The following is a 22,810-nucleotide window of genomic DNA, read 5'->3' as shown; positions in this document are numbered from 1 at the left end:
GGTTACCGAAAGACGCCAGGAAACAGGCAAAAGGGTCGCAAACCTCTGGAAAATGCAAAACGGGCCACCGGTGTCATGACCGGTTGATGCCAAATTCTCAGGGGGGATCTTGTCAGGGGAGGGCTTCGCCACAGAGGGCGCGCATGGAATATCGCTCGAAACAGGGCTCTGCCTCTTTGGAGAGATAGCAAGGCCAGCCAAAGCGTGCAGTATCACAGCGTTCCGTGCCGAACCGGGCCGCAGACAGCATTGCGTCAGCCACCGCATATGCGGGCTTTGGTGTTTAAAAGTCATCGGCATTCTGCCTGTCCACTTGCGGATTTTTCCAAGCCCCAAGGTAGACAGAGATGGTTGACAAAGTGTTAGCACCATTGCCAAAGGCCGCCCTCTTCAGGGTGGCCTTTGTGGTCGGTTTTCAATGATTTATGATGGCATTTGTCCACTCTTTGGTATCGACGACTGCACCGCAGCCGTTGTACCGCAGATCTGCTATTCGTCGGCTTGTGATCCAACGCGGCCCAGCAGGTCGGCAATACTGTCTCGCGTGCCGATGCTGCTTTCAACCAGAGCACGGGCATGGGCCAGCGGCGTCAGCCCTTCAGGATCCTTGCTGGTCTCCGAGATCTGATTGGTGACAGTCGCCACTTGGCCAAATGGTTCTTCATCCGACGGGATCATGGTTTCAATCGCTTCCATATCTTCTGAATGCCAGAACCCACGTGCCGCCGCGTTCATGTCTTCTTCAGCCAACATGTATTCACCTGCCCGGCCAAACTCGCCATTGCGCCAGAGAGCTTCAGCCCGCAAACGGTTTGCCTCCGATCCTTCAAGCCCCATCAGTTCAACCAGAGCATTGTGCGGCTTGTCCATGGCCAGGGCCGCTTCGGCCATCATCAGGCGGCGTTCTTGGTTTTCTGGCTCCAGAACGAGTTTCTGCAACAGCGACTGAGCCTGCTCTGCAAAGCCAAGGTTCAAAAGACGGCGCGCCATGATTTCTGCCACTGGTCCAGCTTCGGTTGCGGTGGATTGGCGCGCAAAAACCAGACTATGCTGCAAAAAGGTGACGTCATCAGCCCGTTCTGTCAGCAGTGTCATCAAGGGTTCCATCACATCTGCACGCGCAGCGGGGCCATCGTGACGGGTTACTTCCTGCAATTCTTCAAAGGCAAGGTTGAAATTTCCAGTAAGGGCCAGAGCAACAACTTCGGCGTTACGAAGCCGCGTACCCAATTCCCCATCCCGGCTTTCCAACTCGTATGAGGCCGCAAGCTCGGGCACATCCGGCGACAGGGCCTTGCGCTCCTGATAGCTGAGATCAATCAAGTCGATCAAAGCAGTCGGAGCACTCTCGGTACGTTCAGCAACCTCGTCGGTCAGCTTTTCCGCAACCAGATCGGTGTCACCTTCCAATTCAGCAATTGCCGCCTCTGCCATGTTGATTTCCGGGATGTACTCCATTCCGGTACGGCTGACAGAGCGCAGGATCGCCTCGGCAACATGCAGATTTCCGGCCTCGGCAAACAGGGAGCTGACCCGCGGTCCGAGATTCACACGCAGATGAACCGGCAGCCGGGAAAAGGTCTGCTGAATGGCATCCGTATTGGCGCTTTTCTTGATCACCCCATCCGCCAGGGCAGACCAGAATGCGGTCTCACCTTCGCAGCCCTGCTGGCCGGAAAACGGGTGATTGATCGGCAGAGCCTGACCATCCAGCATGGCGGCCATAGCATTGTAGATTTCGCGCTGTTTCGGATCCGTGCGACCCTCAGGAAGCATCGCCAACATGGCGCGGGCCTCTGCGCCGAAACCAAAATATAGATAGAGTTTGGCAAGCGCGCGCACGCTGGCCGGGTTCACATCATCAAATTCTCGCACCAAAGCCCCGCGAAGCGGGCCGAGCTGATCTGCAAAGGGGCTGTCATTGCCCCAATTGTGAATCGCGATCTTACGATCTGGCAAGCAATGATCATGGGTCGTCTTTTCTGGCGACATGCTCGCAATCAATCCGGTTTCGCGATCAATTGCAGAGGTCACCGAAACATTGGCGAGCGGATCCAAAGGTCGGTCAGAACGTCCCAACAGCTCCAATGGACGATTGCCTTCACCGTCTGGCAGTTCGGACAGCGCTACATCAAGCAAACCTTGATTGGCCGCACGGCCAATCTGCTGCAGTAGGCGTTGTTCCGAGGCATTGACCGTGGCCACCCGCGCGGTTTCTTCCATATCAAGCAGCAGATTGACCTGAGGCAGTTCGGTCGCCGCTGCGACCTCTTCTTCAGGAGTTTCAGATTCGGGTTTTGCGACCTGAACCGGCTGTGGCGGATCCAAATTCAGATCGACCCGCAGGCCCTGCGCCAGAACCGCTGCCCCGCGTGACGTCACCGGGGTGGGATCCGGCATCGTGTAATCCGCATTTGCCCCGGCCGTTATTCCGTCATCAGCTGTGTGCGCCGCTTGTGGACGATGAGCTGTTGCACTGTCGCGTTGCTCGCTGTTCAGGGCGGATTGCAGACCTAACGCCATGCGCGCATCCACTATGGAATCCTGCGATAGATTGAACCGATATCCTGAAACCTGCGGCTGTGCGCTCCGTGACTGCCCCTCGACAGGTTGTCCAAGTGGGAAATCGGCGGCATTGACCTGTGTAGGTCCGGACCGGCTGTCACGAATATCGACAACCAAATAGCCATCACTTTGCAAATTTGTCCGAATGTCGCATTCGCAACCAAGCTGTAGCTGCAAAGGGCGACCTGGCCCAGCCTGCGAAAGCTGCTGCAATCGTGCACGCGGGATAAGATCAAAAACACGGGAGGTGTCAAATACCGCCGAAGGCGAATCAATTTTTAGACTTGCAGTACGCCCAGATTGATTGAGCGACCATTTCACCCCATCAGGCAGGCGCATGACCAGGCGCGAGAAGCCATCGTGTTCACCCGAGCGGGTCACAATGGTCTCAGCCTGGGCAGAGCCCGCCGCCATCACTGTGGCGGCTATCGCAAATGCGCGCCAAATCATGCTGCGTCCTGTTTTACCGATCTGAGGGCTTCTTCCAGTTCAGAGAAACCGGGGCGAATGTGCGAAGGCGTGTTCTGGCGACCAACCTCGATGCAGATGGCAGCGGCATGGTTGTGAAGGTTCGCAACCAGCACTTCGCGGATCAACTTGTAGAAGTGAGAATCTTCCTCGGTGATGGTTTTCACCTTGTCGGCAAAGGGACCAACCAGACCATAGGCCAGAAAAACCCCAAGGAACGTCCCGACAAGCGCGCCACCGATCATCTTACCCAGAACTTCTGGCGGCTGATCGATCGAAGCCATGGTTTTGATAACACCCAAAACAGCCGCAACAATCCCAAGCGCCGGAAGACCGTCTGCCATGGTTTGCAGGGCGTGACTGGAGTGCAGAGCATGGTGGTGATTGGCCTCCATCCGCTTTTCCAGCACTTCTTCGACCTGATGCGGATCATCATAGTTCATCGAGGCAGAGCGCATGGTGTCACAAATCAGGTTCACCGCTTCATTGTCGGCCAGGATTTTGGGGTATTTGTTGAAGACCGAGGAATTTTCGGGGTCCTCAATATGTTGTTCTACCTCGACCGGGTTGGCCCGGGCAATTCGGATCAACGAAAACAAAAGACAGAGCAGATCCCGGTAGTCGTCGGACTTCCACTTTGGTCCCTTGAATACTTTTCCAAGGTCTTTGAGTGTGTGCTTGATGCCGCCCATATCATTACTGATCAGGAAGGCCCCAACGGCCGCGCCACCAATCATCATCATCTCAAAGGGCAGTGATTTCAGGATAATCCCCATCTTGCCGCCGGCCAGGAGATACCCGCCGAAAACCATGACAAAGATCACCAGAATGCCTACAATACCGACCATAGGGTCACTCCAAATTACGTTGCTTTATATAAGCTTAGGTGAGTCTGATTAAGAAAGGCTGAGCAAGGGCTGCAAGTTGTGCTCCCAAGCCATGATCACCATGGCCCAAGATTATTCCTTGGGCACACCACCGTTTCGACCCGCCATGACAACGCTGATTGTATAGGCCGCTTCAGGGCTGAGACCGGCCATAATTCCTGCCGCCGCTTCCGGACGCATGCGGGCCAGAAAACCTGCAGCGAAATTCGGGTCCATCTCTTCAAAGAGCGCCGCCGATTCTTTTGGCTTCATCTGCTCATAGACCGTAGTCAGCTGATCAACATCGGATTCGGTGGCCCCATCGGCCAGTGCCAGCGTCGAGCGTAGCGCTTCTTCCGCCTGCTCAAGTGCCGCCAGTTTTTTCTCGATCGCCTGATCCGCAATATCCAAAGCCTTCATCCGGTCTTCGATCTCGGATTCACGGATTTCCAGGGCCGCCTCACGTTCCTGAAACGCTGCCAGCATCTCTTGCAATTCTGCCGAAGAGGGCATTCCGGCGACGTTTAGCTTGCCACCGCCTTCATTGGCCTCATGCTTGCTATCCTGCAAATTGGCGACCTCGCGGGCGATCGCCGGCCCGGCTTCCATACCAAGACGCACGATAGCCGATCCCATCAGAAAGATAGCCAGCAGCATCAAGGTTCCACTGCGACTGCGGCCCGGCTTTTTGGCTTTAACTTTTACTTTCTTGCTCATCACGCCACCCGCTTTTTGTCGCGACTATGGCGCACGAACATCACGCCGGACGATTTGGCAGGCTCTTCTGCAGAGGCTTCCGCCTCGGCATTCGATTCGTAGGCTGCTGCCAGCGCATCGCTTTCTTCAGCAGCGGCGACAGGCTGTTCTGGTGTCGAAGCAGGTGCCTGCACCTGAGCCTGTGGGGCTGCCTCTGGCATGTCATGCATCGAGGCCATCATCAATTCCAGCCGCTGGGCCACCGATTCGGCCCGCCCTGTCAGCTGATCCAGCGCTTGGCTGGATCCTTCGGTCATCTGCCGCGCAGTGACAAAGGACTTGTTCAGATCTTCGACCTGCGAGGAAAGAACAGCGACAGCACCGCCGACGCCCTTTTCAAGGTCATTGAAGCGTTTCAGCCGGCGCGAGAGCACCAAGCAGTAAAATCCGGCCCCTAGAGCGCCGGCCGCAAGCAGGATATCAGCAATAAGGTCCATCCCATCCTCCTAGTTCAGTACGAATTCCATAATCAGCAAATCGCGTACACGCCCCTGTCCGGTAGCAATGTTGATTCGCCGCAGCATCTGTGCGCGCAGTTTTGGCAGCGCCATCGGATCCTCAAGATCCTCCAGCTCCAAAGCTCGCAGATAGCTATTCAGTACATCGACTACGCGAGGGAGGACTTTTTCAACCTCAGCCTGGTGAATCAGATCCACCTCCAATTGTGCGCTAAACCGCAGGTGTTTGATACCGCTGGCTTTGCGCAATGTGATGACAATTGGTTCCATCTCGATGAAGGCAAGCTTGGCGATATCCTCCGCCGTCTCACCACTATCTACGCCTTCTGGCGCCTCTGCAGCCGCATGAGTCTCTTCGGACTCTGCGGGTTGACCAAAAGGAAGAAGCCCTGACGAAACTGCAAAGAAACCGCCGCCGCCGCCTGCAATTGCAAGGACGACCCCAATGATGAGGGGCAGTTTGCTTTTTTTACCCGGTGCGTCTTCTTCCGCATTCACTACAGCGTCTGTCATGGCTTTCCCTAAAACGTCGTGCAAAGCCTTCATAACCCCTGAGGAACTAACCGAATGTTAAGGCCCCTCGGTCAAAAAGGGATCACGCCGGACAGAATGCCGGTGCGACGGAGGTTAAATTGCAGCAGATCAAGAATGTCTGGACTGGATTGGATACGCGCAAGCGACTCATAGTGGTCGGCGCCACTGTGGCCGTGATTGCCGGTGTCCTCGCGATGTCCCATGTGGCGACCAAGCCCACCATGAGATTGCTTTATGCCGGGCTGGAAAGCGGCTCGGCCGGAGATGTAGTGCGGGCGCTGGAACAGGCCGGTACCCAATACGAAGTACGCGGTGGCTCTATCTATGTGCCATCTAGCCGCCGGGATGAGCTGCGCATGACGCTGGCCAGCGAAGGCCTGCCCGCCAATGGCGGCAAAGGCTATGAGTTGCTCGACTCGCTCACCGGTTTTGGCACCACGTCCCAAATGTTCGATGCCGCCTACTGGCGTGCAAAAGAAGGCGAGCTGGCCCGGACCATCGTAGCCAGCCCCCATATCAGTCAAGCCCGGGTGCATATTGCAAATACCGGCGCCAATCCCTTTCAGCGCACCGTTGATCCAACAGCCTCCGTATCGGTGGTGCCCCTGGGATCCCCAATCACACCGGCCCAGGCCAATGCGATTCGCTTCTTGATTGCTTCGGCTGTCACGGGTCTGGCGGTTGAAAATGTTGCTGTGATCGATGCCAATGGGGCTTTGATCGGATCCCACGAAGCCGCCGCTGCTGCCGGCGCCGGGACCGATGACCGCTCACAGTCGATTCGTGATCGGGTCCTGCGACTTGTTGAAGCCCGCGTTGGTCATGGCAATGCCGTGGTCGAGGTCAGTGTCGATACCGTCACCGACACCGAATCCATTCGCGAAAAACGCGTTGATCCGGCCAGCCGTGTTGCGATCAGCACCGATGTCGAAGAACGCGCCGATGTCTCTAGCAATCAATCCGGCGAAGTCACTGTTGCCTCCAATATACCCGACGGCGACGCCGCTGCGGGCCAGGGATCCAAAAATAACACCAGTGCCACGCGTGAACGGGTGAACTATGAGATCTCCGAAACCGAAAAAGAGATCATTCGTGGTCCTGGTGCGATCAAACGTCTGACCGTCGCGGTTCTAATCAATGGCACCACGGTCAACAACGAAGCCGGTGAGGCCGTGTTTGAGGCGCGCCCCGAAGAAGAGCTTGGCGCCCTGCGGGAATTGATTTCGGCTGCCGTCGGATTTGATGAAACACGTGGCGATGTCATTACCCTGAAATCAATGGATATGCCCAATATCGAACCTCAGGGCACGGCCGTCACCAGCTCGTTCATGGACAATCTCTACATTGATGCCATGGCAATCATTCAAATGGCGGCTCTGGCCATTGTCAGTCTGGTTCTTGGCCTCTTTGTTGTACGCCCGATTCTCGCCGGGACAGGCAGCGGCGTTCCGGCGCTTGCGGGTCCTGACATGGGTGACATGGGTGGTGGTCTGTCCGATCTGCCAGCCATGGGCACGGCACCGGGCATGGGGGATTTCATGATGAACCCGGACCTGGGTGCCAATATCGCCCTGGATGGTGAAATCCAGGATGGCGGTGGCGGTCAGTTCGAACCCATGGGTGGCATGGGTGGTATCGGCGACATGGGCGGTATGGGTGGCGGTTTGCCTGCCATCGGTGGCGGCGAAAACCCAGTAGATCGCCTGCGTGAAATGATCGGCGAACGTCAGGAAGAAACCGTCCAGATCCTTCGGGGCTGGCTTGAAGAAAACGAGGAGCGGGCCTGATGAGCATAACCCATCTTCTGGAAGATTTTGGTTCAGCAACCAAAGTGGAAGCAATCATTCCCGAGGTCTCGGAAGAGGTCCTGGAAGAGGCGCGACTGGTGTCTTTCGAGAACGGATATAGTGCCGGCTGGGATGACGCCGTCACCGCCAAGGATCAGGAGGTCACCAAGATTTCAGCCTCCTTGGCCAGTTCTCTTGAGGATCTGAATTTCACCTATCAGGAAGCTCAGTCACAACTGATCGAATCGCTGGATCCGATGTTCAAGGTTCTGACCAGCGCGGTGCTGCCGGATGCCATGTCTGCTACATTTGGCCATCATATCGTCGATCAGATGACGGATATGGCCAAATTCCAGACCAACCAACCCATGAGCATCATTGTCTCCGCCGGAGAAGCCGCCGCCGTACGCGCGCTGCTGCCGGATGCCTTTGCCACCCCGGTTCAGGTACAGGAAGATGAAAGTCTGTCCCCCGGCCAGGCCTATCTGCGCGTCGGTTCCTCCGAACGCGAGATAAACAGTTCAGCCTTGGTTGAATCGATCCACGATTCAATCGACGCCTTTACCTATCACGTCAGAGAGGACAGCCATTATGGATGACGCCGACGATCTCAACATGAAAGCCACCGATGCCAGCAATCCCTTTGTTTCGGTTCCCGTCGAAGTGGTGGTTTCGGTCGGTAAAGCCCGGCCCCTGATCCGCGATCTGGTCGGTCTTGGTGAGAACGCCATTCTGACCCTCGACAAACGGGTTGAAGACCCGGTCGACCTCTATGTGGGTGACCGTCTGGTTGCCCGTGGACAGCTCGAAGAAATGGACGGTGAAAACGCCGGCCAGCTGGCCGTCCGCCTGACTGAAATCGCCGATTTGCAAAACGGTCTGGGATGACACGCACAGCCTTTGCACTCACACTGATAACCGCCTGCGCAGTCTTTATGCTGCCGCAGGCGGCAATGGCTCAGGATCTCAGCCTGTCGCTCGCCGATGGTCAGTCTATCTCGGCGCGCTCCATTCAACTGATCCTGCTGATTACCGTGCTCAGCCTGGCGCCCGGCCTGTTGATCATGATCACCTGCTTTCCCTTCCTAGTCACGGTTCTGTCGATCCTGCGCCAGGGCATTGGCCTGCAGCAGTCCCCTCCGAACATGATGATGATCAGCCTGGCGCTGTTCCTCACCTATTTTGTGATGGAGCCGGTATTTGTCGAGGCCTGGCAGGTGGGCATCAGCCCCCTGATCGAAGAGCAGATCGATGTGGAAACCGGCCTTATGCGGGGGCTTGAACCGTTTCGCGGATTTATGGCCAACCGTCTGGATCCCGATACTTTTTACGCCATTGCGGACCTGCGTCCGGGCACATCAGGCATAGATCCAACCCCAGAGGCACCTCTGTCGGTGCTGATCCCCAGCTTCATGCTGTCTGAAATCGCCAAGGCCTTTCAGATCGGCTTTTTGGTGTTTTTGCCCTTTCTGGTGATCGATTTGGTCGTTGCTGCTGTCCTGATGTCGATGGGGATGATGATGGTGCCACCGGCGACCGTTTCGCTGCCGTTCAAGCTGGCCTTTTTTGTGGTTGCTGATGGTTGGGGGTTGATCGCCACATCGCTGGTGCGCAGCTATTATCCCTAGCCTTTAAAAAGAGACACAAATCCCGCCCTTCCAGGCAGAGATTTGAAAACAAAATAGCCCCCGATCCCGCGTGGATCAGGGGCTATTTCTTGCCTGGCGACATCGGGCCTAGATCCTCAGATCCAACCCCGCTCCTCAAGAGATCATACCTGGTCTTTACTGGCTGCCTTCGCTGGAACCAGCGCAACCGGCCCTCCGAAACAGCATAAATCCCAGCACAATCGCTGCTGCTCTGATTGCCTTGGGCAAAGTCCCTGGGACTAGGGCTCTTAGGACTGTGTCATGGGACACTGCTGTTTCCGCCTTAGTCTCACCTTGCCCCCGGATTGAGGCCAGTTTGCTCAAGGGTTTGGTCAACTGACATCACTGGACAATCGCAAAACACTGGGCAGTCGCAAGACCGGCCCCGAGACCAGCCCCTCACGCTTAACCCGTGGCAAAGAAGGACCCCCGAAACACCTTGCGGCGCCTCGGGGGTTCAAAGATCAGGACGACCAATTGCGGACAGAAACAGACCGGAAATCCGGCAGCGCGCAGGATTAGCGCACTATGAATTCTGCATGGAGCGCACCCGCAGCCTTCAGGCTTTTGAGGATATCAATCATATCCCGCGGCGAAACCCCAAGGGCGTTCAGACCAGCGACCACTTCGGACAAGGAGGTTGATTCTGGCACTTCTGCCAGCTGAATACCGTCTTCTTCGTCGATCGCAGCGGTGGTGCGCGGCACGACAACCGTTTCACCATTGCTAAAGGGGCTGGGTTGCGAAACCAGCGGCGCCTGTTCGATCCGCAGGGTCAGATTCCCCTGTGCAACGGCCACACGAGAAATCCTGACATCACTTCCCATGACGATGGTGCCGGAACGCTGATCCACCACCACGCGCGCCTTGCGCTGAGGTTCAACAAGAATATTCTCCATCCGCCCCACAGCATGAGCGGTTGAGCGAGCCTTGGTCCCCGGAATATCGATCTCAACAGTACCCGAATCGCGCATCAAAGCCACGTTGCGGCCAAATTCAGCATTCACGGCGCGCTCGATACGCTCGGCCGTGGTGAAATCGGGTTCCCGCAGGGCCAGCCGCATGGAGCTGAGCGAAGACAGATCAAAGTCGATCTCCCGTTCCACCCGCGCCCCTGAAGGGATCACACCCGAGGTCGGAACCCCCTGAGTAACGCTGGCACCTTCACCTTCGGCGACAGCGCCACCGGCAAGGATGGTGCCTTGGGCAACCGCATAGATCTGACCATCCGCTGCATTCATCGGCGTCATGATCAGCGTACCACCCAAAAGGCTTTTGGAATCACCAATGGCGGAAACCGTGATATCCACGGTTCCACCAACCCGGGCAAAGGGTGGAAGGGTCGCAGTCACAAAGACCGCCGCCACGTTTTTGGGTCGGAACTGCTCGCCGGTCACATTGACCCCGAGACGCTCCAGAATATTGGACATGATCTCCTCGGTGAAGGGCGAGTTTCGCAACCCGTCCCCGGTCCCGTTCAGACCAACCACGAGACCGTAGCCAACCAGATCATTGCCGCGAACCCCGTCAAATTCGACAAGGTCCTTCAGGCGAATTGCATTAGCCTGCGCCAGGGTCGGCAACAGGAGACAGGCGACGAGAAGGCGAAAAAATTTCATCATCACATATAGTTCACTAGATTGAGGTTCGCGCTGCGCGATGTCACCGTATAGAGAATCTCCAGCTGAACTTCAGAAGCTTCAAACCGGGTGGTCGTCTCATAAGTGTCGGCAAGAACAATTTCATTGTAGGCGAGGCTCAGGCTGGTTTTGGAGGCCACATTGCGCGTATTCACCCGTTCCAACTGGGCTTCAATGAAACCAATGTCGGCCTGCACATCGATCATGCGATCGGTACTGTCAGCCAACTCGCCCCCCCCAGCGCGTGCCAAATCAATCTGTGTCCCATGAGACAGGCCCAGTGAGGGTTCGTTGATAAGGGCAATAATGGCGAAACTTTGCAACGAATGCTTCAGATCCGGGTTATCGGCCCTCAGTGACAAAGAGACTTCTTCACCATCGCCCACTTCAACCGGGGTCAGATCCGTGGTCGAGCCGACATACATCGCGGTGTCAAATCCAGCTGGATCAGCAAACCAGTCCTTCACGGCCTGAATGATGTCATCCGCATCGGTCAGACCCGCGACTTCGCCCAGCAGTTCCGTCATCAAGGTATCTGTGCTGTTCAACGGCGAGGTACCAGTTGCAGTGCCGGCAAACAGGCTGCGACCGCCAACCCAACCATTGAGCGAGCTGATCGCAGTGTCCAGCTGCCGGGCCGCCTCAGTCGAGAAGCGCTGCGCATCCGTGGAGGTCATACTGGGCGTCGCAGAATAGATGTTGTCCCGCATATTCTGGGTGCTGTCCTGGATTCGCGACAGGTTGCTCTGCATACCCAGCGCAAAAAGCTCTGTTTCGCCGGTTGCAACCATCTGGCTGTCCAGGCGGTTGAGGTTGTTTTCGATATCCGCCAGGTAGGAGAAATCCCCTCCCAATTCGCTGACGAGATCGGATTTCTTACCGGTGGCCAGCTCTTCGGACAGGGTGGCGATATCGACCTTCAGTTCTGCATTACGGTTGCGCAGGTAAGAATGGCTGGTCAGATCGCCATAGGATTTGTAAATCATTTCTTAAATCCTCAGAAGGGTTTGCATCATTTCATCAATGGCTGACAGCATCTTGGCATTGGCTGCATAGGCATTTTCAATGAGCATAAGGTTTTGCAATTCAGCATCCGAATCCACACCCAGAGCCAGTTCCGCCTGCGCCATTTCGGTAAAGCTGGTCGCCGCGTAGCTCATTGTGTTGTTGGCACCGTTACTGTCACGCGCAAAGCGCGACATCAGCGAGGCGCTCATGGTGTTGAGATCCGCCGTGACGGTACCGAGCTTGGTGGTGGAAACCGTCCGGTTTTCTGCAATCGCATCGGAATAGGCAATCAATTGGCTAGCATCGCCGGGATCACCCGGCGCCGCCGCATAAAGACCATCACGGAACCGCCAGGTTTCGGCATCCCCATCCATGGCAACCAGGGTATTCAGTTCTAGGCGGGCAGACACCCCAACTGTGTCGACGGGATCAAAGGCGCTGCCGCTATCGGTAAAAATCCCGGCATCCCCGACGCCAATGGTCGGATCCAGGCCTGAGTCCTGAAACCGTCCGATCAGATCTGCGGTCACCGCATCCAAATCGACCTGTGCCTCGACGGCGACATTGTCGCGAATGTCAAATTCAGAGGCAAGCGTGCCGCCCCGCAATGGTCCATTCGCCGAGGTATCAATCAGCCGCCCGTTGATCTCGAGCCCCGACAACAGGCCGTTGCCCAGGGTCATCTGTGGTTCGATATTGCGCTTGGCATCAAAGCTCAGCTCTGAGGCTTTGCCATCAATCAGGGCAACGCCGCCTTCGGAATAGAGCGCCACCTGGCCCTGCCCCCGCTGCACGACATTGACAGGAATGGACTTGTTGACGGAATCGATCAGCAGATCCCGCTGATCTTCCATCGCGGTGGTATTGGTCCCCGCTGCTTGCGACACAACGATACGCGCATTCAGCTTTTCGATTTCCTTGAGATCCGCATTGAGCTGATCAACCTGAATATCAATAGCAGTTTCCGCCGAAACGCGCAGTGCATTCAGACCGTCGGCAGCACTGGTGATCGAATCGATCACCAGACTGGCCTGTACCGACAATTCATGCAGCCTTTCTGTTGAATCCGGTCTGGAAATCGCCTCGATCAGAGCGGCATCAAAATTGGAGATCTGCGCCGAGATCGAGGTTTCATCATCCACAGTCCCGACCAGACCGGTCATCTTGGTATAGAAATCCGCATAGACACCAGAGGCGGCGTACTCGGCTTCGGCAGTACGCGCACTGGACTGCAGTGCCACATCCCTTACGCGTTCCACGCCACCAATTTTAACGCCGTCCGTATAGCCACCGGAGGTCAGGTTCAGGGTTTGCGCCGAATACCCTGGTGTCAGGGCATTGGCGAGGTTTTCTGAAGTCACCTGGGTTAACCGCGCATTGGCGGTTATCCCGGACATCGCGGAATTTAGTGCGCTCGTGATCGACATGTCAGGCTGCTCTTTCTAAGCGGATATCAATAATCAGCGATGTTTACCGCTTGATGTTCGTGGTTTCCTGAAGCATCTCATCGACGGTCTGGATCACTTTTGCATTGGACGAATAGGCCCGCTGCGTCTTGATCATATCCGTCAATTCAGTGGCCACATCGGTGGCAGATTCCTCACGCGAGTAAGAAGCGATCTCACCAGTGGGTCCGTCACCTGCATCCCACAGGAAGTAGGATCCACTTTGGGAAGAGGGCAGATAAGTCTGCTGATCCAGTGCTTGCAGGCCGTTCTGATTGGGAACGTCAACTAGCGGCACCTTGTAGAGAATGCGGCTAGCACCAGAATCATAGTTCGCCCGCACATAGCCCTGCGGGTCAACTTCGACGCCAACCATCGTGCCTACTTCGTTACCGTCTTTGGTGACTGATGCTGGTGCAAAAGTATCAGACAATTGGGTGAAACCATCGCTTTCACCAATCAAGCCAACGGTGATTTCCATCGGACCGCCATCAACGGTAACGATGACACTACCTGTGGCAGGATCATAGGCGCCACCCGAGATCGCAGTTACCGAAGCAAGCGAACCGCCCGCAGTCCGGCTGTCATTAAAGGTCACGGTGTATTCCCCGATCACCGCCCCGCCAGAGGCGCTATCGGTAATTTCAACAGTCCATTCGTTCGAGGATCCGGTAGCAGGTACCGTTGGGGTATAGGTAATCCCCAGGGTTTGCGAGCTACCCAGGTTGTCATAGTATTCAACCGTCATGTTTCGCACGGTACCGGCACTGCCAGCTTCAGTATCGGTGGCGGGTAGGTTCACTCCTAGACCAATAGAAGTTGTTGGCTCACCGGTGAGCTGGTTCATGTTATATTGCACCGGCTCCAGGCCTTCGGCCGTGTCACGTGGACCATCGGAAACCGTTCCATCTGCTTCTGCAGGCCAGCCCAGCAGGACGAGACCCGATTCAGTGGTCAGATACCCATCAGCATTGGTCCTAAATGAGCCCGTTGTGGTCAGCTTCATGGTTGGCGAGCCATTGTTTGCTACCACTTCAGTCAGAGAAGCAACAGGCAACATGCCTCGCTCAGTCACCGCAAGATCAGTTGCATTGGTGGTGCCAACCAGCGGTCCACGCTCGTCGATCAGGCGGACATTGCTCGAACTCACACCGCCAGCGGTATATGTACCACCGGAGGAGCCAACAACCATGGATTGGAAATCTGTCTGAACGCGCTTGTAGCCGCTGGTCGACGAGTTCGCGATATTGTCCGAAATTGCGGCCAATGAACTTGCGTTTGCACTCAATCCGGAGACACCGGCATTCAGGGCTGAGGAAATGGTCATGTTGCGCCTTTCTGCTGCAATAAGTCCTTCTGAGAGCAACAGCTAGCGCATGATCACTTAACGGGCGGCTAACAGATAAAATACAAAGCATCTGTTGCCGCCCGGAGGTGAAGTGGTCGGAGAGTTATTCCCGCAAGAGAACGATCTCCACCCGGTTGTTACGCACTGACATCGGGTTGCTTGCCGCCAGTTTGCGGTCTGCATGGCCGGTGATGCGGTGGATTCGGCTGGATTTCATGCCACCCGATTCGAGCAGAGTACGCGCTGCATCTGCCCTAGCGTGAGACATCTCCCAGACCGGATTCTGTGCCAAAACCACAGGATGTGACTGAATATGGCCGCTGATGGCGATATTATTGGTCACGCTGGCGCTGACCCGCGCCACCATCCGAACCAGATCCCGGAACAATGGCGTCGGTTCTGCCTGCCCTTTGGAAAAGAGCGAAACTCCATCCGTCTCAAAAAGTTCGATGATCAGACCTTCGTCGGTGACCCGCGTAATGATATGGCGCGACATCTCGACCGAGACCATGCTTTCACCACCACGGCCTTGAAGTTGTTCTTCAATGGCGCGAAACTTGCTATCTTCTTCGGCCTTCTCAGCGTCGCTGACACCGGTTTCACCCTGCGCCTGCTGTGCATCCATCGGATTAATATCCGAGGCACCCGTGCCTGACTGCGGCTGAATATCCTCGGTGAACATGCTGTCGCCCTGGAAGGCGCCATTGCCACCGCCGGATATCCGGCTCAAAGGAATGGATGGCGAAAAGTAGTCCGCCAGACCCTTGCGTTGCTTTTCCGTTGTTGCGTTCAACAGCCACATCAACAAGAAGAAAGCCATCATGGCTGTCACAAAGTCGGCATAGGCGACCTTCCAGGCCCCCCCATGGTGGCCACCGCCACTAACGACTTTTTTCTTCTTGATGATAATAGGCGCCATGTTGCTTTGTGCGCTCATAATCACCACCACTATTTTTCACCCACAACCGGGATAGCAGGGCAATTATTAACGACGTGTTAATTGCGCCGTTTGCGTGCTGGTAACAAAGGTAAACAATTGGTTTTCAGGCGAAAATACGGCTTTGTGCTGAATATCATGACCTCAACATGACGGCAAAATGGCGACTTTGTGACGGCAATGTGGCGGTATGAAAAAGGGGCCAATTTCGGCCCCTTTTCGCATCACTTCTCGAGCAGGATTTGCCCGAATGATTCGCGTAGTTTGTTCTTCAGGACCTTTCCAGTCCCGCCCAGCGGCAGCTCGGTCACAAAGATGACCTTGTCCGGGATCTGCCAGCTGGCAACTTTGCCCTCATAAAAGCCGAGCAATGCCTCTTCGGTGAGATCACCGTCGGACTTGATTGCAATCAGAACCGGGCGTTCATCCCATTTCGGATGCTGCGCGGCGATTGCAGCCGCCTGCGCCACCATCGGGTGCGACATCGCGATGTCTTCCAGCTCCACGGTCGAGATCCACTCGCCGCCGGATTTGATGATATCCTTGGAGCGGTCGCGGATGATCATGTAGCCGTCGCCATCAATCGTCGCGACATCACCGGTGTCAAACCAGCCATCCATGGTCAGCGCACTTTCGTCCTGGCCAAAATAGGTATCAATGATCCAATGGCCCCGGATCTGCAGCTCGCCCTGTGTTTCACCATCATGGGGCAGCACATGGCCTGCCTCATCGACAATACGTAGCTCAACCCCATAGGGCGGACGCCCCTGACCTTCACGGATGCTCCCTTTCTCGGTATCGGAAAGGTCCTGATGCTTTTGCAGCAAATGGTTCAATGTCCCCAAGGGGCTGGTCTCAGTCATACCCCAGGCATGAATCAACTCGACCCCGTATTTGTCACGGAAGGCGGGAATCATCACCGTGGGCAATGCAGAGCCACCCACAACGGTGCGCGTCAGGCTTGCGGCCTTGCTGCCGGTCTTCTCCAGCGCCTGCAGCAGCCCCATCCAGATGGTCGGAACCCCCAGCGCCAGCGTGACCTCTTCGCCATCGATCAGCTTGACCAGGCTCTCGCCATCCAGATTGGGTCCCGGCAGCACCAGCTTGGCACCAACTCCGGCGGCGATATAAGGCACCCCCCAAGCGTTGACGTGGAACATCGGCACCACGGCCATGACAGTATCGCGTGCCGAAATTGCTAGCCCGTCTGGCTGATTGCCGCCCAGCGAATGCAACACCGTGGTGCGGTGAGTATATTGCACGCCCTTGGGGTTGCCGGTGGTGCCGGATGTATAGCACAGGCTCGACGGCATGTTCTCGTCCAGCTCGGGCCAGCTGTAGTCATCACCTTCGGCGGCGATCAGCTCGTCATAGAAAAGAATACCGGGCACCGCTTCAGCTGCAGCCTCATCCCGCGGCCCCATCAGAACGATGTGCTTCAGGGTTTTCAGGTGTTGCTTCAGCTGGCCCACCGCAGCGATAAAGGTCGCATCAATGAACAGCACCTGATCAGCTGCGTGATTGATGATGTAGATCAGCTGCTCTGGTTTCAGACGCGGATTGATCGTGTGGCAAATCATACCTGCGCCAGCGACACCAAAATAGATCTCCAGGTGGCGGCGGTTGTTCCAGGCTATCGTGCCGCAGCGCTCTCCCTTGGCGACGCCCAGACGTTCGAGGGCCGCAGCCAGCTTGCGCGCGTTGGCCTCGATCTCACCCCAGCTGGAATGCACCACCTCTCCAGAGGTTTCGACCGAAGTCACCGTGGTTTCGCCGTGATAACGACCCGCATGTTCAACCAGTGAACTGATCGTCAGCGGTTTGTGCATCATTTTGCCAAGCATCTAGCTTGTCTCCTCCAAAATTATTCCGCAGCCAACACTGCGCTGCCACGGATCAGATCCGCAGCCTTTTCTGCAATCATGATGGTGGGTGCATTGGTATTGCCACCAATCAGCCGCGGCATGACAGAGGCATCCACAACGCGCAGCCCCGCCAGACCCCGCACCTTTAATTCCGGATCAACAACAGCCATGTCGTCCTGCCCCATCTTGCAGGTTCCCACCGGATGATAAATCGTATCTGCTCGCGCCCGGATGTGCTGCTCCAACGCTGCGTCATCCGGCTCCTCTTCGATAAAGAGTTCCTTGTGGATATATCCGGCCAGCGGCGCGGTCTGCATGATCTGCCGTGTCTTGCGCACGCCCGCGATCAGGGCCGCCAGATCTTTGGGATCCGACAGGAATTGCGGATCAATACGCGGCGCCGCCGTCGGGTCGGCCGACGTCAGCCCAACAGAGCCACGCGATTTTGGCCGCAGCACACAGACATGACAGCTGAAGCCATGGCCCATGTGTAGCTTGCGCGCGTGGTCATCAACAATTGAAATCACAAAATGCAGCTGCACATCGGCACGCTCCAGATGGCTCTCGGTCTTGAGAAAGGCCGCGCCTTCGGCAAAAGGTGTGGCAATCATGCCGCGACCGGTTTTACGCCAATTGCCGATGTGTTTCAGCAGCGAAAGGCTTCCCGGCAGCGAGATGCCGAAATTGTCGCGATCGCGGCTCTTGTAAGCCAGCGTGAAATCAAGGTGATCCTGCAAGTTTTGCCCGACGCCGGGCAGCTCATGCACCATATCAATGCCATGAGGTTTGATATCTTCTGCACGGCCCACGCCCGACAGTTGCAACAGCTGCGGCGAATTAAAGGCCCCACCACACAGCACGACTTCGCTGCGCGCCATCACCTGTTTGTCTTGACCGCCCTGCCGATAGGCCACACCAACGGCGCGTTTGCCTTCAAACAGCACACGACTCGCATGCGCCTTGGTCAGCACGGTCAGATTGCTGCGCTCCATCACCGGGTGCAGATAGGCCGCCGCCGCAGAGCAACGCTCGCCGTTTTTATCCGCTGCGTGAAACTGTGTGACCTGGTATTCGCCAATACCTTCGTTGTCGCCCGCGTTGAAATCCGCGACCTCGCGGATCTGCAGGGCCTGGCCTGCCTCGATAAAGGCGCGGGTGATGGGGCGTGGGGATTTCTGATTGCTGACCTGCAACGGCCCGCTGTCCCCATGGGCCGCATCACCACCGCGTTCGTTGTTCTCAGCCTTGCAAAAATAGGGCAGTACCGCGTCCCAGTTCCAGCCATCACAGCCCAGATCGGCCCATTCGTCGTAATCCTTGGCGTGACCACGCACATAAAGCATCGCATTGATCGCACTGGAGCCGCCCAGCGCCTTGCCGCGCGGCTGGTAGCCCTTGCGCCCATTGAGCCCTGGCTGCGGCACTGTTTCAAAGGCCCAGTTGTTGATCTTGGGCTTGCCCGGCAGCATTGCGACCACCGCAGCGGGTGCTCGCACCAGAATACCGTCACCTTTGCCGCCGGCCTCGATCAGACAAACTGTGGTTCCCGGATCTTCGCTCAGCCGCGACGCCAGCGTTGACCCGGCAGAACCCCCTCCGACGATGACATAATCAAACTGCATTGCTTCCCCTCCCGGTTGTGCCATTTTTTACGCACGAGCAGACCCAAGCCAAAGCAGGCTGTCCAGTTTTACTCAGCGTAACACATACTGGGAGGGCGAAAGCGCAGATGTCTCCACCGCTATCCATGACGCCGGAGAAACCCGGAGAACAGGCGCAGACCCTCGCGCAGAATTTTCGGAGCATTGGCATAGCCGATGCGCAGGTATCCCTCCATGTTCAGGGCCGACCCCGGTGTAAACATCACCCCGGTTTCCTGCAGCAGGGCCACACAAAGATCGCGTGAACTGATATCAAGATCATAGCGCAGCAGCGCTGTGGTGCCGGACCGTGGCTTGACCCAGCTGATCCGCGGTTCCTGTGCCACCCAATCGGCAAGGATCTGCAGGTTGCCACGGGTGATTGCCTGACTGCGTGCCAGAATCTGGTCGCGATGTTCCAGCGCCAGCGCCGCGAAATGCTCGTCGATCATGCCAACCGAAATGGTATCATAGTCGCGATGCAGAGCCACCTGATGCAGCAGCGCCTGCGGCCCCGCGATCCAGCCCAGACGCAAACCGGCCAGCGAATAGGCCTTGGACATGCCAGCGGTGCTGATACCTTTATCGTAGAGATCCGCAATCGACACCGTCATGCCATTTCCGGTCTGATCGGTGCCGCGATATACCTCATCGCACAGGATCCAGGCATCCACGGCGCGGGCGATCTCCACGATCTTTTGCAGCAAGGCGCGATCCATCAGCGCCCCGGTCGGGTTATTGGGATTGTTTAATGCGATCATCTTGGTTTGCGGTGTCACCATCGCCCGCAAAGCATCAATGTCAGGCAAAAACCCATCTTCAGGTCGCAGCTGCAACATCTGCACATTGGCACCGATACTGACGGGGATCGAGTAATGCTGCTGATAGGTCGGCACCACGGCAACCACGTGATCGCCTGCAGAGACGAGGGTTTTATGCACCAGCATATTGGCCCCGATGGTGCCATGCGTCGTGAGGATATTCTCTGGCTTCTGATGATCATACAGCGCTGAAATGGCATGGCGCAGCCGGTCAGACCCTTCGATGGCGCCATAGGTCATCTTCATTGGCAGCAGCTCAGCAAGATCCGCAGGTGTTTTGCCCGCCAGCTGCAAAAGTTCTGCGATGGTCAGGCTTTCAACGCAGGTCTCGGCCAGGTTCCATTCGCATTTTGTCTCCCATTCGTTCATCCAGATTTCGACACCAAAAGGTTCAATCTGCATGGGCTTTCTCCTTCAGTATTCAGTTTCGTGCTTTGGAAAGCAGCATACCTGCTCCAGCACAGGTCACTCTATCGTCCTATAGGATGATCCCTCCCTCTCGCCCCAACCATCACCCCATGTTAGCTAAACCAAAAACCGGGACCGCTATGACACCCTCCCCAGATCAAATTCTAGCTTTAAACACTCGGCTTTGTCAGATCATAGAGGGCAAAGGCTCTGCGCTGGACCTGATCGCGGCTGCCACGCATATCCTGCCGTTTACAGCGGCTTTTGCCGTGGTCAACCGGCCTGAACGAAACCCGATCTACCTTGCTGATACGTACCCCGAAGGGGCCGCCAAAGCAGCAGTCCAGCAGTATGTCGACAGCACCTATCTTCTGAACCCGATCTACAATGCCTTCCTCTCCGGGCTTGAGCCGGGGCTCCACACGATGACAGACCTGGCTCCTGACAATTGGCATCCCTGTACGGATAGGACAGACGTGATGTCGGCCAGCGACGAAGAGATTGGCTACCGAACCCCAGGCTGGCCCGCTGGATTGCAAGAGGTATCACTAACGGTGACCCTGCCGCACGGTTTTATGGGGGAAGTGAGTTTTGGCCGACCCGTCAGCGCTGGAGGGTTCACCCCAGATGTGATCGCCGGTTTGCGGCCATTCTATCCGCTTTTTACGTCAGCTTTTCGCGCGCTTTGGTCCCGCAAGAGTGCCCTAGCTTTTGATGCCGCCGTCTCTTCACGCCCTGGTCTGGAGGATTTTGCCACCACCGAGCTTTCGCCGCGCAAAGGCGAAGTGGTACGAATGATCTTGAAGGGGCATTCCAGCCAATCCATCAGCCTGACACTGGGCATCGCCCTGCCGACAGTAAAGACGCACCGCAAGAACGCCCATGCCAAGCTGGGGATCAGCACTCAACAACAGCTGTTTAGCACCTTTCTCACTTGGCAGAGCAGTCAGACAGGTAAACTGGAATCAGCTACATTTCCGATCGCCCCCTTATGAGAGGGACATGTGGGCCCGACATTGCGGGCCCCCTAGTTTTCAACACACCATGTCTCACCGTGCCACGGCTGACTTAGGCTAGTTGGCAGCTTTGCCGCTCTCTACGGTGAATCGGCACCGGTTTTATCAACAGCCTGCTGTTCCCCATCCAAAGCCGCAGTCTCATCGCTTTCACCCTCAACCAATTCAGCATCAGGGATGTCTTCGGTGGTGGCTTGGGCAACAACAACTGCATTTGCCCCGACAGCGCCTGTGATCAACGGCAACATATGTGCAGCAGTGGCGCTGGCCAGTTCGGGTGTTTCCGGACGCGTCCAGCTGAGGGTATCAAAGCTGGTGCAATGCTCGCAAACCGGGGCCCATTCCGCATGGATATGGTTGCAATTGCTACAGACCCATTGCGGACCACGCGGCGCGCTGAGCGCGCGTGCCAGCCAGCCTTGGATCACTGCGTCCTCAGCCCCTTCGCCTTTTTCAATGGCGGCCATCAGCGTCAACACGCGGGCATCGGGTGCGCGTTCCACCAGATCACCCAATGTGCGGCGCGCCTCGGGAAAATCTTCCGCGACGATCAGCAGTTCCGCCATCACCAGTCGGGTTTCATCGTCATGTGGATTCAGACGTGCCAGCTGCTCAAAGCGTTTCACCCGCTGGGCTGGGGTCTCGTCTGGTTCGACCTCGGCAAAGGCATGGGCCAGATCCGGGTGCGGCTGTGCCTCCCAGGCCTTTTTCAACACTTTGATCGCGTTGCGCTTTTTACCCTGAGCAAGATAGGCGCGGGCCGCCATGGCAGCGGCGGGCACCAAATCCGGCGAAAGACGGTTCGCCTCGATCGCCTGTTCGCGTTGTTCCAGCGTTGCATCTTCGTCAGCTACAGCACGCGAAGCCGATAGCGCCAGAACCGCATCGCGCCGTTTAAAAACATCGCGTGGCAGGGTGCCGGTTTTCAGCTTGGTCGACAGCGTTTTGCGCGCGCCAGCCCAGTCTTCGGCGCGGGCCTGCAATTGCAGCAGGGTGTCTTGTACTTCTTCATGCTTGGGTCGCAGCGCCAGTGCCTTTTCGGCCAGTTGCAGTGCAGTGTCAGTGTCACCATCCGACAGCTTTTGCTTCATGATACCGCGCACCCCGACAAATCGGGTATTCTGATTGCCCAGCAGGCGTTTATAGGCCTCGGCGGCTTTCTTGGTATCGCCGACCATTTCGGCGGCCTGAGCCGTCAGCAGATCTGTCAGCTCTGGCTTTTCCAGATAGCGCGCTGCCCGCGCTGCCTTGGCCAGCGCCAGACGCCCCTCGCCAGAGGCCAGCGCCATCAACCCATCAGACAGCGCCTGATAACCCTTTTGTTCGCGCCCCTTGTCAAAATAGCGCGAGATCGCAGTCTCGTCGCCATTCAGGAACTTGAGCGTCGCAATCAAAAGCGCCAGCAGTTTGAAGAACAGCCAGACCACCAGCACCAGCACGCCCAGTGCCAGCACGGATTGCAGCGCGCCGAGGGTGTATTCGGTACCCGCAACGGTGATCTGCACACCACCGGCGGTTTCCATCAGGATCCCCGCCCCAAAGGCCAGAACGGCAATAATGGCAACGAAGACAAGAATTTTCAGCAAAGACCAGAGCATG

General features: G+C 56.7%; 19 protein-coding genes. 5 read left to right on the top strand and 14 right to left on the bottom strand.

All coding sequences use genetic code 11. From position 1 onward, the window contains the following. Window positions 1-489 precede the first annotated feature (489 nt). The 5 genes from PH5382_RS02550 to fliL form a co-directional block, all read right to left on the bottom strand. Window positions 490-3,015 (bottom strand): hypothetical protein, encoded by a 2,526-nt coding sequence (locus PH5382_RS02550; RefSeq protein WP_197409981.1) that lies wholly within the window; start codon window positions 3,013-3,015, stop codon window positions 490-492. Then, window positions 3,012-3,881 (bottom strand): flagellar motor stator protein MotA, encoded by an 870-nt coding sequence (motA, locus tag PH5382_RS02545; RefSeq protein WP_058332784.1) that lies wholly within the window; start codon window positions 3,879-3,881, stop codon window positions 3,012-3,014. Before motA ends, PH5382_RS02550 begins: the two co-directional genes overlap by 4 nt. Before the next feature lie 111 nt (window positions 3,882-3,992). Then, the gene (locus PH5382_RS02540; RefSeq protein WP_058332783.1) at window positions 3,993-4,616 is read right to left on the bottom strand and encodes a MotE family protein; all 624 of its coding nucleotides are present in this window, start codon (window positions 4,614-4,616) and stop codon (window positions 3,993-3,995) included. Then, a complete protein-coding gene (locus tag PH5382_RS02535; RefSeq protein ID WP_058332782.1) occupies window positions 4,616-5,092 on the bottom strand; it encodes a hypothetical protein in 477 nt (158 codons plus the stop codon). Before PH5382_RS02535 ends, PH5382_RS02540 begins: the two co-directional genes overlap by 1 nt. 9 nt (window positions 5,093-5,101) lie before the next feature. Further along, window positions 5,102-5,626 carry a flagellar basal body-associated FliL family protein gene (fliL, locus tag PH5382_RS02530; protein ID WP_058332781.1) on the bottom strand — a complete coding sequence of 175 codons (525 nt, stop codon included), beginning with the start codon at window positions 5,624-5,626 and terminating at the stop codon, window positions 5,102-5,104. Between the two features lie 119 nt (window positions 5,627-5,745). On the opposite strand from fliL, the gene fliF reads away from it, so the two are divergent. The 4 genes from fliF to fliP are packed head-to-tail and all read left to right on the top strand — an operon-like array spanning window position 5,746 to window position 9,062. Then, complete coding sequence (fliF, locus tag PH5382_RS02525) at window positions 5,746-7,434, top strand: flagellar basal-body MS-ring/collar protein FliF (RefSeq protein ID WP_058332780.1); 1,689 nt, start codon at window positions 5,746-5,748, stop codon at window positions 7,432-7,434. After that, the gene (locus tag PH5382_RS02520) at window positions 7,434-8,033 is read left to right on the top strand and encodes a FliH/SctL family protein (protein ID WP_058332779.1); all 600 of its coding nucleotides are present in this window, start codon (window positions 7,434-7,436) and stop codon (window positions 8,031-8,033) included. Before fliF ends, PH5382_RS02520 begins: the two co-directional genes overlap by 1 nt. Continuing rightward, window positions 8,026-8,322 carry a FliM/FliN family flagellar motor switch protein gene (locus PH5382_RS02515; RefSeq protein ID WP_058332778.1) on the top strand — a complete coding sequence of 99 codons (297 nt, stop codon included), beginning with the start codon at window positions 8,026-8,028 and terminating at the stop codon, window positions 8,320-8,322. The genes PH5382_RS02520 and PH5382_RS02515 overlap by 8 nt, the downstream gene beginning before the upstream one ends. Before the next feature lie 47 nt (window positions 8,323-8,369). Then, entirely contained in the window at window positions 8,370-9,062 is a 693-nt protein-coding gene (gene fliP, locus PH5382_RS02510) for a flagellar type III secretion system pore protein FliP (protein ID WP_231751785.1), read from the top strand. A gap of 539 nt (window positions 9,063-9,601) precedes the next feature. Here fliP and PH5382_RS02505 read toward each other — a convergent pair. The 8 genes from PH5382_RS02505 to PH5382_RS02470 all read right to left on the bottom strand — a co-directional run bounded on the left by PH5382_RS02505 (window position 9,602) and on the right by PH5382_RS02470 (window position 20,189). Beyond that, window positions 9,602-10,705: a flagellar basal body P-ring protein FlgI gene (locus tag PH5382_RS02505; RefSeq protein ID WP_058332776.1), complete on the bottom strand. Its 1,104-nt coding sequence runs from the start codon at window positions 10,703-10,705 to the stop codon at window positions 9,602-9,604. Next, window positions 10,705-11,709, bottom strand: coding sequence for a flagellin (locus PH5382_RS02500; protein WP_058332775.1), 1,005 nt, complete (start codon window positions 11,707-11,709; stop codon window positions 10,705-10,707). The genes PH5382_RS02505 and PH5382_RS02500 overlap by 1 nt, the downstream gene beginning before the upstream one ends. Window positions 11,710-11,712: 3 nt before the next feature. Next, window positions 11,713-13,158: a flagellar hook-associated protein FlgK gene (flgK, locus tag PH5382_RS02495; protein ID WP_058332774.1), complete on the bottom strand. Its 1,446-nt coding sequence runs from the start codon at window positions 13,156-13,158 to the stop codon at window positions 11,713-11,715. Window positions 13,159-13,201: 43 nt separating this feature from the next. Continuing rightward, on the bottom strand, window positions 13,202-14,503 hold the full coding sequence (locus PH5382_RS02490) for a flagellar hook protein FlgE (protein ID WP_058332773.1): 1,302 nt from the start codon (window positions 14,501-14,503) through the stop codon (window positions 13,202-13,204). 124 nt (window positions 14,504-14,627) lie between these two features. Continuing rightward, the gene (locus PH5382_RS02485) at window positions 14,628-15,461 is read right to left on the bottom strand and encodes a flagellar motor protein MotB (protein WP_058332772.1); all 834 of its coding nucleotides are present in this window, start codon (window positions 15,459-15,461) and stop codon (window positions 14,628-14,630) included. Between the two features lie 224 nt (window positions 15,462-15,685). Continuing rightward, window positions 15,686-17,305, bottom strand: a complete 1,620-nt coding sequence (locus tag PH5382_RS02480) for a long-chain-fatty-acid--CoA ligase (protein WP_058332771.1) — start codon at window positions 17,303-17,305, stop codon at window positions 15,686-15,688. A 20-nt stretch (window positions 17,306-17,325) separates the two neighbouring features. After that, window positions 17,326-18,948, bottom strand: a complete 1,623-nt coding sequence (locus PH5382_RS02475; RefSeq protein ID WP_058332770.1) for a GMC family oxidoreductase — start codon at window positions 18,946-18,948, stop codon at window positions 17,326-17,328. A gap of 119 nt (window positions 18,949-19,067) precedes the next feature. Next, window positions 19,068-20,189: an aminotransferase gene (locus tag PH5382_RS02470; RefSeq protein ID WP_058332769.1), complete on the bottom strand. Its 1,122-nt coding sequence runs from the start codon at window positions 20,187-20,189 to the stop codon at window positions 19,068-19,070. Between the two features lie 146 nt (window positions 20,190-20,335). Between PH5382_RS02470 and PH5382_RS02465 the strand changes: the two genes are divergently transcribed. After that, entirely contained in the window at window positions 20,336-21,190 is an 855-nt protein-coding gene (locus tag PH5382_RS02465) for a helix-turn-helix transcriptional regulator (protein WP_058332768.1), read from the top strand. Window positions 21,191-21,291: 101 nt separating this feature from the next. On the opposite strand, the gene PH5382_RS02460 is transcribed toward PH5382_RS02465, so the two are convergent. Next, the gene (locus PH5382_RS02460; RefSeq protein WP_058332767.1) at window positions 21,292-22,809 is read right to left on the bottom strand and encodes a heme biosynthesis protein HemY; all 1,518 of its coding nucleotides are present in this window, start codon (window positions 22,807-22,809) and stop codon (window positions 21,292-21,294) included. Between the last annotated feature and the right edge of the window lies 1 nt (window position 22,810).

Origin of the sequence: Phaeobacter sp. CECT 5382, assembly GCF_001457775.1 — a bacterium.
Taxonomy (GTDB): Bacteria; Pseudomonadota; Alphaproteobacteria; order Rhodobacterales; family Rhodobacteraceae; genus Pseudophaeobacter.
The sequence above is the reverse complement of the archived record's forward strand: the minus strand, read 5'-3'. Positions and strand labels throughout refer to the sequence as shown.